The 11,280-nt window shown below is 68.2% G+C and carries 9 protein-coding genes and 2 pseudogenes; 7 read left to right on the top strand and 4 right to left on the bottom strand.

The window, feature by feature from the left end; translation table 11 throughout:
- A pseudogene (locus tag ACMZPQ_RS14900) lies at window positions 1-99 on the top strand (IS481 family transposase); the annotation flags it as partial.
- Here ACMZPQ_RS14900 and ACMZPQ_RS14895 read toward each other — a convergent pair.
- Window positions 94-258: pseudogene (locus tag ACMZPQ_RS14895) on the bottom strand (GntR family transcriptional regulator); the annotation flags it as partial. The pseudogenes ACMZPQ_RS14900 and ACMZPQ_RS14895 sit on opposite strands and share 6 nt — an antisense overlap.
- A gap of 133 nt (window positions 259-391) precedes the next feature.
- Between ACMZPQ_RS14895 and ACMZPQ_RS14890 the strand changes: the two are divergent.
- From ACMZPQ_RS14890 to ACMZPQ_RS14880, 3 genes are all read left to right on the top strand, one after another.
- A complete protein-coding gene (locus tag ACMZPQ_RS14890) occupies window positions 392-1,258 on the top strand; it encodes a DMT family transporter (protein ID WP_197580289.1) in 867 nt (288 codons plus the stop codon).
- 157 nt (window positions 1,259-1,415) lie between these two features.
- The gene (locus tag ACMZPQ_RS14885) at window positions 1,416-2,297 is read left to right on the top strand and encodes an SDR family NAD(P)-dependent oxidoreductase (protein ID WP_197580288.1); all 882 of its coding nucleotides are present in this window, start codon (window positions 1,416-1,418) and stop codon (window positions 2,295-2,297) included.
- Between the two features lie 38 nt (window positions 2,298-2,335).
- The gene (locus tag ACMZPQ_RS14880) at window positions 2,336-3,214 is read left to right on the top strand and encodes a LysR substrate-binding domain-containing protein (RefSeq protein WP_197580287.1); all 879 of its coding nucleotides are present in this window, start codon (window positions 2,336-2,338) and stop codon (window positions 3,212-3,214) included.
- A gap of 13 nt (window positions 3,215-3,227) precedes the next feature.
- On the opposite strand, the gene ACMZPQ_RS14875 is transcribed toward ACMZPQ_RS14880, so the two are convergent.
- Window positions 3,228-4,127 (bottom strand): LysR substrate-binding domain-containing protein, encoded by a 900-nt coding sequence (locus ACMZPQ_RS14875; RefSeq protein ID WP_197580286.1) that lies wholly within the window; start codon window positions 4,125-4,127, stop codon window positions 3,228-3,230.
- Window positions 4,128-4,233: 106 nt separating this feature from the next.
- On the opposite strand from ACMZPQ_RS14875, the gene ACMZPQ_RS14870 reads away from it, so the two are divergent.
- On the top strand, window positions 4,234-5,751 hold the full coding sequence (locus tag ACMZPQ_RS14870) for an MFS transporter (protein ID WP_197580285.1): 1,518 nt from the start codon (window positions 4,234-4,236) through the stop codon (window positions 5,749-5,751).
- A 438-nt stretch (window positions 5,752-6,189) separates the two neighbouring features.
- On the opposite strand, the gene ACMZPQ_RS14865 is transcribed toward ACMZPQ_RS14870, so the two are convergent.
- Window positions 6,190-6,594 carry a GFA family protein gene (locus tag ACMZPQ_RS14865; protein ID WP_197580284.1) on the bottom strand — a complete coding sequence of 135 codons (405 nt, stop codon included), beginning with the start codon at window positions 6,592-6,594 and terminating at the stop codon, window positions 6,190-6,192.
- 172 nt (window positions 6,595-6,766) lie between these two features.
- Between ACMZPQ_RS14865 and ACMZPQ_RS14860 the strand changes: the two genes are divergently transcribed.
- Both ACMZPQ_RS14860 and ACMZPQ_RS14855 read left to right on the top strand, forming a co-directional pair.
- Window positions 6,767-7,741, top strand: coding sequence for an Lnb N-terminal periplasmic domain-containing protein (locus ACMZPQ_RS14860; RefSeq protein WP_197580345.1), 975 nt, complete (start codon window positions 6,767-6,769; stop codon window positions 7,739-7,741).
- Window positions 7,741-9,762 carry an esterase/lipase family protein gene (locus ACMZPQ_RS14855; protein WP_312647580.1) on the top strand — a complete coding sequence of 674 codons (2,022 nt, stop codon included), beginning with the start codon at window positions 7,741-7,743 and terminating at the stop codon, window positions 9,760-9,762. The genes ACMZPQ_RS14860 and ACMZPQ_RS14855 overlap by 1 nt, the downstream gene beginning before the upstream one ends.
- Window positions 9,763-9,849: 87 nt before the next feature.
- On the opposite strand, the gene ACMZPQ_RS14850 is transcribed toward ACMZPQ_RS14855, so the two are convergent.
- The gene (locus tag ACMZPQ_RS14850) at window positions 9,850-11,271 is read right to left on the bottom strand and encodes an MFS transporter (RefSeq protein WP_197583703.1); all 1,422 of its coding nucleotides are present in this window, start codon (window positions 11,269-11,271) and stop codon (window positions 9,850-9,852) included.
- Between the last annotated feature and the right edge of the window lie 9 nt (window positions 11,272-11,280).

Here is an 11,280-nt window from a genome sequence, read left to right as displayed (position 1 = left end):
CTGCATCACTACAACTGGCACCGACCCCACATGGGGATCGGCAGCCAACCGCCTATTTCCAGAATCCCGCTGAACAACGTGGTGGGTTTACACAGCTAGGCGCTCGTAAGCCTCGACCACGGTGGAGACCGATACGCCCATCGCCGCCGCCTGCGCGCGCACCGACGGCAGGCGCGAGCCGGGGCCATCCACGCGCGCGCTGATGCGGCTGCGGACGCTCTGGATGACCGATTCGATGCGGGTAGGCGGCTGCGGCATGGCGGGACTGTAGTGGACGTGTGGGCAGTACAGTTACTTGCGACTGTACTGGATTGTAGCTGGGGCGCACCCGGCGATGGATGTTCCCATGCAGTTTCCGCCGGGCGATGCCCGGCATGACAGGAATACAGGTGTGGAACGGTCAGCGAGCGGTTGGATCAATGGCTTCATCGGTGTGGTGATCTTCGCCGGCTCGTTACCGGCCACCCGCCTGGCGGTGCTTGAACTGGACGCCGGGTTCGTCACCGCCGCACGCGCCACCATCGCTGCAGTGCTTGGCCTTGGCCTGTTGCTGCTGTTGCGCCAGCCCTGGCCGCGGCGCAGTGACCTGCCGGGGCTGGTGGTGGTCAGCTTGGGCGTGGTGGTCGGTTTTCCGCTGCTGACCGCGTTGGCGCTGCGCCATGCGTCATCGGCGCACACCATCGTGTTCGTCGGCCTGCTGCCGCTGAGCACCGCACTGTTCGGGGTGCTACGCGGCGGCGAGCGTCCGCGCCCGGCGTTCTGGCTGTTCTCGCTGCTGGGCAGCGCCTGCGTGGTCGGCTACGCGATGCGCAATGGCATCGAGGCCTCGCTGCAGGCCGACCTGCTGATGCTGGCCGCGATCCTTGCCTGCGGGCTCGGCTATGCCGAAGGCGGCCGGCTGGCCCGCCATCTCGGCGGCTGGCAGGTGATCAGCTGGGCACTGCTGCTGGCCTTGCCGGTGATGCTGCCGCTGAGCGTGGTGATGCGGCCGGCCTCGTTCGCCGCGGTGGGCGCGCCTGCGTGGTGGGCGCTGGGCTACGTGGCGGTGTTCAGCATGCTGGTCGGCTTCCTGTTCTGGTACCGCGGGTTGGCCCAGGGCGGTATCGCCGCGGTCGGCCAGCTGCAGCTGCTGCAACCGTTCTTCGGCCTGGCGCTGGCGGCGCTGCTGCTGCTGCACGAAGCGGTCAGCGCCGGCATGGTGCTGGTAACACTGGGCGCGGTGGTCTGCGTGGCAGGCGCGCGCCGCTTCAGCCGCTAGAAAAAAGGGGACGGAGGGGATTAAGTCGCTATTGCCCCTTGTGTGCCTGAAACGACTTAATCCCCTCCGTCCCCTTTTCGGGTGATAGCGCGGGCGTATCGTAGGGTGTGGTCAACGGTATTGGCAGGTGCCCCCGCCCGTGGTTGAAGCTGTGCGGATGCAACCTGTTTCCCGAATTTCCTTTGAAGGCCAAGTGGGGCTGGTGACCGGTGCCGCCGGTGGACTGGGCCTGGCCTACAGTCGCCTGCTGGCCCAGCGTGGTGCGCACGTGGTGATGCATGACATCGGTGCCGGCACCGATGGGCGTGGTGCCGACCCGCAACGCATCCAGCGCAGCGTCCAAGCGCTGCAGGGGCAGGGCCTGCCGGTGCAGGCAGCAGGCAGCCGCATCGATCATCGTGCCGGTTGCCACGCCCTGGTACAGGAGATGCTGCAGCAACATGGCCGCATCGATTTCCTGATCCACAACGCGGGCTGGGTGGAGTACCAGGCGTTGGAAGACATCGAGGATGACGCGCTGGAGAAGATGCTGTGCCTGGCCGCGAAGACACCGCTGTGGCTGGCGCAGGCCGCGTGGCCGGCGATGCGTTCTGCGGGCGGTGGGCGCATCGTCATCACCACGTCTGATCGCGCGTTGTATCCGCAGTACGCGCAACGCGGCCTTGCCGCCTATGCGATGGGCAAGCTGGCCGCGCTCGGCCTGGCCAATGTGCTGGCGCTGGAAGGCGCCGGGCACGGCATTGTGGTCAACGCGGTCTCGCCGGTGGCGAAGACGCGGATGTGGGGCGTCGACGGGGAGCCGGACGAACTGCATCCGGAAACGGTCGCGCACGGCGTGGCCTACCTGGCCTCCCGGCGCTGCCTGCAGGGCGGTTGGGCACTGCGTGCGAGCAATGGCCAGTTCCACGCGCTGCGACTGCAGGAGGCCGAGCACGTGGCCTACCCGCGCGATCTGCGCGCAGTCACTGCCGACAGCATTGAATCAGTCGCCCTGCAGTGGCCGGCGATTGCACGCGCCAGCGTCGATATGCGCAGCTGAGCGCGTACCCTAGGCAGGTTTCCACTGCCTGCATCGAGATGATCGACCTGCGCCTGCTCCGCCAGTTCGTGGCCGTGGCCGAAGAACTGCACTTCCACCGTGCCGCCGCCCGGCTGCACATGTCGCAGCCACCGCTGACGGCGGCAATACGTCGGCTGGAGGATGTGCTGGGCAGTGAGCTGATCGTGCGTGGCAACCGCACGCTGGGCCTGACTGTCGCCGGGCAGACCTTGCTGGTCGAAGCGCGCGCGACGCTGCAGCAGGCCGAACAGGCGCTGCAGCGCACCCGTGAAGCCGCCGCAGGGCAGAGCGGCAGCCTGCAGGTGGGCTATGTCGGCAGCGCCTTGTACGGTCGGCTGCCCGGTTTGATCCGCCGCTTCCGCCAGCAGTATCCGCAGGTGCGGCTGCATCTGCAGGAGGCGACCTCACGCCAGCAGCAGCTGTGGTTGAGAGAGCAGCGCATCGATGTGGGGGTGTTGATTCCACCGATTCCTGCCGCCGAACTACAGCTGCACGACTTCGACCACGACCATCTGGCGATTGCGCTGCCGCGTGCGCATGCGCTGGCCGCGTTGCCCGAAGTGAGCGTGGCGATGCTGGCCGATGAACCCTTCGTGTCGTGGCCAGCGGGCGAGGGCATCGGCTTCCACGCACAGGTGCTGGGCCTGTGCACCGCTGCGGGATTCACTCCGCGCGTGGTGCAGGAGGCGCAGGGCATGCATGCGGTGCTGTCGCTGGTGGCGGTGGATGCGGGCGTGGCGATCGTGCCGGCCAGCATGAGTAGTTTCCGTCCGGAGGAGATCGTCTACCGGACGGTGGCCGGCGACGCAGCGCGCTTCGCCCTTCAGTTCTGCACGCGCCCGGAGCAGCCGTCGCCGGTGCTGCGCAATTTCCTGGAGGCCGCGAACGCGAGCTGATCCTGCTGGCCGCTTAGGCGTGTTCGCCCTGGAACAGATGCGCCACGGCGTAGTCGATGAATACCCGCAGCCGCGCGCTGGGGTGGCGTCCACCCGGCCATAGCAGCGAGAACTGCCCCTGGTGCGTGGGCAGTGCAGGCAGTACCCGTTGCAGGCGGCCATCGGCCAGCGCGTCGGCGGCAAGGAAGTCCGGCATCCAGGCCAGGCCCATGCGCCCGATCGCGGCGGCCAGCAACGCTTCCATGTTGTTGCAGGTCATCGCCGTCGGCAGGCCCGCTCCGGCATCGCCTTCGATGCCTGGCAGCTGCCACGGATGCAGCTTCCCGGTGGTCGGGTAGCGGAAGCGGAGCGCGGTATGCCTGCCCAGGTCGCCCACCGTGCCGGGAGTGCCATACGCCTGTAAATAGCCGGGGGCCGCACAGAGCATGAAACGAAACCCGCCCAGCCGCCGCGCGGTCATGCTGGAGTCGGCCAGCTCACCGCTGCGTATCACCGCGTCGAGGCCTTCGCTGACCACATCGACGATGCGGTCATTGAAATCCAGTTCCAGCTGTACCTGCGGATAGCGCTGCTGGAAACCGGGCAGCACCGGCAGCAGGAAGCGATAGCCGATGGTCGGCAGCCCGATGCGCAGCAGTCCACTGGGCGCGTGCTGTCGCTGCGCCAGGTCCGCCTGCGCTTCGGACAGCTCGTCCAGGGCACGCCGGCAGCGTTGCAGGAGCAGATCGCCCTCATCGGTGAGGTGTACGCGGCGGGTGGTGCGATGGAACAGGCGCGTACCCAGGTCCTGCTCGAGGCGGGCGATGCGCTTGCCGACCGCCGACGCGGACAGGCCGAGCACGCGGGCGGCACCGACGATGCTGCCCGCCTCCGCAGTGCGGACGAAGGCGAGCAGGGCAGAGATGGAGTCCATGCCCGAATGATTGCGGAACATCAGGCCGCAATCAACGTCCATGGAGCCTGTTTTTCATGAATAACGGCCTGTCCATCATCAATGCCCCTGATGGATGGAGGCCCGTATGGCCCCGGTTTCGATGCTCCCCTTACCTGTCCGTGCGCAGCAGCGCTGGACGCTGCTTGCCGTCTGCCTGGCCGCGCTGGCGTTGCCGTTGTCCTTCTCGGCCGGTGCGGTCGCGGTGCCGGTGCTGGGGCGTTCCGCGGCGGCGTCTCCCACCGCGCTGGCGTGGGTGACCAATGCGTTCATGCTCACCTTCGGCAGCCTGCTGCTTGCTGCCGGTGGCCTGGCCGACCGCTATGGCCGGCGGCGGCTGTTCCTGCTGGGCACGGTCGGGTTCACCGCCGCCACAGCCGTCGTCTGCGTGGCTCCCACGCTGCTGTGGCTGGACCTGGCGCGCGGGCTGCAGGGCGTTGCCGCTGCTGCGGCGCTGGCATCGGGCACCGCTGCGCTGGCGCAGGCCTGGCAGGGACCGGCACGCACCCGCGTCTTCGCCCTGCTGGGCACGACCTTCGGTGCAGGGTTGGCACTGGGGCCGCTGCTTGCCGGCCTACTGCAGCAGGCACTGGGGTGGCGCAGCGTGTTCGCGGCCGGGGGTGTGCTGGCGTTGGCGGCCTTCCTGCTGGGCGCGCGCGTGTTGCCTGAAAGTCACGGCGAGCGCGGACACCTGGACCTCGGCGGCATGCTCGGCTTCAGCCTGATGCTGGCAGCGCTGACCCTGTCCCTGCTATGGCTGGGAGAATTCGGCCTGCAGGCCCTGCGCGTGCAGCTGGCGCTGCTGGCGACGCTGTTGTTGGGGGGGGTGTTCGTCTGCATCGAACGGTTGCACCACGCACCGCTGCTGGACCTCTCATTGTTCTCGCAGCCGGCGTTCCTCGGTGTCCAGCTGCTGCCGGTGGCCACCTGCTTCGGCTACGTGGTGCTGCTGGTGGTGCTGCCGCTGCAGTTGCTGGGGGGGCACGGGCAAAGCGCGACCGCGGTCGGATTGCAGATGCTGGCCCTGTCCACGCCGATGCTGGTACTTCCGATGCTGGCCGCGCGCTGGGCCGAGCGCATCGGAAGTGCGCGGCTGTGCACGCTGGGCCTGCTGGTCTGTGCCCTCGGCCTGTACCTGCTGTCGCGCCACGCGTCGCACCCGTCGCCCTCGCAGTGGGTGCCGTTGCTGATGCTGATCGGTGCCGGAACGGCGTTGCCGTGGGGCTTGATGGATGGTCTGTCGGTCAGCGTGGTGCCGGTGCAGCGTGCGGGCATGGCCGCCGGCATCTTCGGAACGGTGCGGGTGGCCGGTGAAGGCATCGCCTTGGCCGCAGTGACCGCCTTGCTTGCGCTGCTGATCGGCCAGCGGCTGCAGGGCGCGTCGCCCGCGTCGCTGGCCAGGGCCGGGGCCTATCTGGCGACCGGTGCGCATGCGCAGGCGCAGGCGCTGCTTCCGGCGATGCGCGGCGAACACCTGCAGCAGGCCAGTGCCGAAGCGCTGGCGATACTGCTGCGGGTGCTGGCGCTGCTGACCGCTGCCTGTGCCGTGCTGCTGCACGGACTGCTGCGGCGGCCAGCGTTGGCTGCGGTCAGAACCGATAGGTGATGGTGCCGGCGCCCCCGTGGGTAGCCTACGTCGGCCAATGCGGCGTGCGCGACGAGGCTGCCGGGCAGGGCGAGGGCAAGCGAGAGCCGGGTGCGGCGGGCGGGCATGGCGGTCGGTCCACGGAAGATCGCCGCGGATTATCGGGACTGCAGTCCGTTGTTGCAGATGATTCGCAATAACGTGTCATCGCCGAGACTTCGTCGCCTCACGCCCCCTATGCCGGCCAGCGCCTAGTCTCGATCGTCCCCGTCCCCCACGGAGACCCGCCATGTGGCTGCTCGATCATCTCTGGCCCGGCCGTAGACCCCTTCCTCCCCCGGTCGCTGTCGAGCCGCAGGCAGCACCCCGCCGGCCCTGGCTGAAGCGCCCGGCGCGGGCCGGTCGCAGCGGCATGGCGCCCTGGCAGAAAGTGGCGGCACCGCTGCGACGCACGCGGCACTAGGCGATGCGGTCGGCCGGGTGGTTGACCCCGTCGTTGACCGGGATCACCCCCAGCGCGAACGGGTCGATGCCCTCCAGGCAGGCCACGTTGTAGCCGTACTGCTCGGGATTGGAACGACGGCGGTGGTGGGTGTAGATGCCACACACACCGCAGAAGTAGTGCTCGGCCACATGCGTGTTGAACTGGTACAGCCGCAGGTGATTCTGCCCGCGCACGACCTGCAGGCCCTCGCAGGTCACGCTGGCGGCGATGGCGCCACGGCGCCGGCACATCGAGCAGTCGCAGCGGCGTGGGTCGACGATGCCGTCCGGCAGATCCAGCAGCAGTTCGACCGTGCCGCAGTGGCAGGTTGCGCGGTGCTGGGGTTGGACCGGAACGCCGGCCACGGAGGTGATGCCCATTGTTGCTCCTGTGTGGTGGAACGCGGCTGCATGGGCCGCCAGCGGCCCTGCGGCGACCCGCCTGAACGGACCGTAGATGCCACGCTGATGCGGCTTGTGGCTAACTATGCGGCTTGAATACCGCCACAGGATGCCAGTGAACACCGCAGGACGTTGGATGACAGGAAGTGCCATGGCGCTGGCGGCGCTGTGGGTGACCGGGCTGCTGGCCTACCAGTTGCCGGGGCCGGGTTGGCTGGCGACCAGTGTGGCCCTGCTGTGGCTGCTGGTTGCGCTGTGGGCATCGTGGCGGGTCGCACGCGGCCGAGGCAATCGCCGGCTGGGCCTGGCGTTCGGTGCATCGCTGGCGCTGGCCGCGCTGTGGTGGCTGCTGCTGGCGCCGCGCCAGGATCGCGTGTGGGCCGATGATGTGGCCCAGCGCCTGCACGTGGTGTCCTTCGACGGCCGCCATGTGGTGCTCGACAACGTGCGTGATTTCACCTGGCGCAGCGAAACCGACTATGACGCGCGCTGGGTGCGCCGCGAGTACGACCTGGACCAGCTGCGCTCGGCCGATATGGTGCTGTCGTACTGGATGGGCCCGGCGATCGCCCACACGCTGATCTCGTTCGGCTTCGACGATGGCCGCCACGTGGTGTTCTCGCTGGAGATCCGCAAGGAGCGGGGTGAATCGTTCTCGGCGCTGGGCGGCTTCTTCCGCAAGTTCGAAATGACCCTGGTGGCGTCCGAGGAGACCGACATCATCCGCACCCGCACCAATGCGCGGGGCGAGGATGTCTATCTGTACCGCCTGCACGGCATGGACCGCACGCAGCTGAAGGAACTGTTCGCCGCCTACATCGAGCAGGCGCGCGAACTGGATGCAAAGCCAGGCTTCTACAACACGCTGACCAGCAACTGCACCACCATCGTCTTCGACTTGGCCCGCCACATCGCCCCGCGCCTGCCGCTGGACTATCGCCTGCTGCTGTCGGGCTATCTGGCCGAGTACGCGCAGGAGGTCGGTGCGCTCACCCCGGGCGTGCCGTACGCCGAGCTGCACGACAAGGGCCGCATCACCCAGCGTGCGCTGGACCTGGGCGATGGCCCGCACTTCTCCACCGTGATCCGCCAGGGCGTGCCCGGCACCGAGCAGGACCCGCAGTAATGACCCACTTCTTCTCGCCCCGCTGGCAGCGCCTGCTGCCGGTGTTGTTCGCCGCCTTCCTGCTGCTGGGCAGCAGCGGCTGCGCGATGGTTACCGTGAAGCAGGTCACGTCCAGTGATTCGCTGGTCAACAAGCGCGCCGACGTGCTCAACACCGGCAAGCTCAGCCCCGCCGCGCGCGAGACGCTGAGCGCGGCAGGCCTGGACGAATCGCAGTGCGAGAAGGACTTCCTGGTCTGCCGCAGCACGCTGCTGATGACCGACGACCTCAATGTCGAGCAGCGGCTGTCGGCGCTGTCCGAACTGTGGGTGAAGGCGGCACTGGCGCTGACCCCGAAGAAGACCGCGGCCGGCGATCCGCCGATGAGCGATGCCGCACTCGACGCCTGGCTGGAAGCGGCCCGTTACGCCTATGCCTACCTGTTCTACAGTGGTCGTTCGCCGTCTGACCGCGCCTTCGAGGACCGGCAGACGCAGGTGCGCGACTACTACAACTACGCAGCCGAAAAGGCGGCGGTGGTGCTGTTCGTGCGCGCGCGTGCGGCGGCACTCGCCGGCGAGGACTACACCAAGCCGGTCTCGGTCGGCAGCTGGTCGCTGGCCTCCAACTACCAGCAGTTGAACCTGAAGAGCATCCCGGCGCAGCTGGTGCCGGCCGGCACGGTCAGCTTCGTTGGCCTGCGCAGCACCTATCGCCGCGATGGCTTCGGTGCCGAGCTGGTGATGGTGATGGACCCGCCAAAACTGGTTGCGCCGGTGATCGCACCGGATGGCCCGAAGGCTGAAACCGCTCCGGATGATGAGGATGACGCGCGTCGTGGCCGCCGCCATCGCCATGACGATACGGTGCCCGAGTTCAGCGAGATGTCCTCGATCAACGTTACCGCGCTGCTGCGCTTCGAGGGCAGCAGCCTGGACGACGTGATGCGCACGCGCCGGGTCGAGCTGGATGCCTACTCGCCGGAAGCCACCGAGCGCATCACCCTGCACGGCGAGCAGGTGCCGTTGGCCGGCAATTTCACCGCCGCCTACGGCCTGTGGCTGGCGCAGAGCGGCTTTGCCCGGCAATCGCTGCGCACCCTGTTCGGCATGAGCGAGGGTATCGGCGAGCCGCATATCTACCTGATGCAGCCGTGGGATCCGAACCGCCGCATCATCTTCATGCTGCATGGCCTGGCCAGCAGCCCGGAGGCCTGGGTGAACCTGGCCAACGAGATCATGGGCGACCCCGAGCTGCGCCAGCAGTTCCAGGTGTGGCAGGTCTATTACCCGACCAATGCACCGATCGCACTGAATCGCTATGAGATCGCCACTGCGTTCAATGACACGCTGAAGCACTTCGACCCCGATGGCAGCACGCGGGCATCGAAGGACATGGTCTACATCGGGCACAGCATGGGCGGCGTGCTGGCGCGCCTGCTGGTCAGTGATTCCGGCGATGTGCTGTGGAATGACCTGCTGGCCAACTACGACCTGAAGGGCGAGCGCCTGAAGCGCGTGCAGACCAAGCTGGGGCCGCTGCTGCATTTCAAGGCGCAGCCGAACGTGGAGCGCGCGATCTTCATCGCCGCACCACACCAGGGCACCGATATCGCCGGCAACAAGGTCGGCCGCCTGATCGGCCGGCTGGTGCGCCTGCCGCTGACGATTCTCGGCAAGTTCGAGGATGTGTTCATGGCGCTGGCGCAGGCCGAGCAGCAGGTCGATGGCACCGCCAAGCCGAAGATTCCCAACAGCATCGACAACCTCAAGGCCAGCGATCCATTCGTGAAGGCGGCCGCGCAGCTGCCGATCGAGACCGGCTTGAAGTACCACTCGATCATCGCCCAGCGCAAACCGGAACTGCCGGTGGAGAAGTCCGATGACGGGCTGGTGCCGTACTGGAGCGCGCACCTGCCGGGCGCGCTGTCGGAGAAGGTGATCATATCCGGCCACAGCGTGCAGGAGACCCCGCAGGCGGTGCTGGAAGTGCGGCGCATCCTGCACCGGGACATCGACGACGTGGGCACCGGTAGCCGGTAGTGCCGGCCGCTGGCCGGCAGCTTTCACGCACACAGGAATGCCGTGGTGATGCCGGCCAGCGGCCGGCACTACCGGAATCCCGGCGGCCTACACCCGTCGCGCGATTACCGTCGCCAGCACCGCCAGCCCGCAGGTGATCGCCAGGCACAGGACATAACCGGTGTGCGGTGCGGTTTCCACGAACAGCGCGAACAGCGCGCCGGACACCGCCAGCGCGGTGGTCACCGACAACGCCTCGCTCAGCTGCAGGGCCGAGGTGTTGGCGCCCTGTTCATGCGGCGCCGACAGCGAAAGCGTCAGCACCGACAGGCTGGCGTAGATCATGCCCATGCCGAAGCCGGTCATGGCCCAGCCGACCAGCGATACCGGCAATGGCACCCCGCTGAACAGCACCGCCAGCGTGGCGACGATGCCGACGGTCATCATCACCGTGCCCACGCGCAGCAGCTGCTGGCGTGACCAGCCGCGTTGCTGGTGGCCCTGCAGCCATGAGCCAGCGAACCATCCCAGCGCGCCGAGGCTGAGCACCGCGCCGGCCCAGCTGGGCGAGAGCCCGCGCTCGCGTTGCAGCAGCAACGGCAGATAGGCCTCGCAGGCGAAGAAGGCCGCAGCGGCGATGCCACGCAATGCGATCACACTGGGCAGGCCACGGCGCAGCACCAGCGTTCCGGCCGGAAGCAGGCGGTGCACGCAGAACAGCAGCGCCAGCATCGCCGCGCCGATGCAGAACAGCGCCGGCAGGCCCTGCTGCTGGCCGCCGAAATACAACAGCAGCGCAGCCAGCGAGGCACCGCTGGCCCAGCGCACCACGTTGCCGCGCCCATCGTCGCTGTCGCCGGCGACGGTGGACTGCATGCGCGCCAGTGCCGGGCGCAGCAGCAGGGCAGCGGGAACCGCCAGCAGCGGCACTGCCAGGAACACCCAGCGCCAACCCAGATGCTGCACGATCAGCCCGCTCAGCGCCGGGCCGATCATCGACGGCACCACCCAACCCGCGGAGAAGGCCGCGAAGACCTTCGGCCGCAGGTGCTCGGGGTAACTGCGGCCGACCATCACATACAGCGAAACCGAGATCGCGCCTGCACCCAGCCCCTGCAGCAGGCGCCCGGCGACCAGCATGCCCATGCGCATTGCAAAGCCGGCCAGCAGCAGGCCCAGCACGAAGCAGGCCAGGCCGTACCACAGCGGTCGCGCCGGACCGTGGCGATCGGCCCAGCGCCCGGCCAGGGTCATGCCGATCACACTGGTGGCGAGGGTGCCGCCGAACGCCAGCGCATACAGGCGCAGGCCATCGAGCGCTTCGGCCACGGTGGGCATCGCAGCGGCCACGGCCAGCGCCTCGAAGGCGTGCAGCGCGACCAGCGCGACCATGCCGATGGTGGTGGCGCGGTAGCGGGGGGACAGGATCGAAGTATCGGCCGGCACAGGGGTATCGGCAGGGGAGAGCATGGTAGTCATACGGATGGGCTGCGGGCCGCGCTTGTCAACCGGCGGCGAAGATAGCAGCATGACACCTCA

It is taken from the genome of Stenotrophomonas maltophilia (assembly GCF_047497515.2).
Taxonomy (GTDB): domain Bacteria; phylum Pseudomonadota; class Gammaproteobacteria; order Xanthomonadales; family Xanthomonadaceae; genus Stenotrophomonas.
This window is presented reverse-complemented; position numbering and strand designations above follow the sequence as displayed.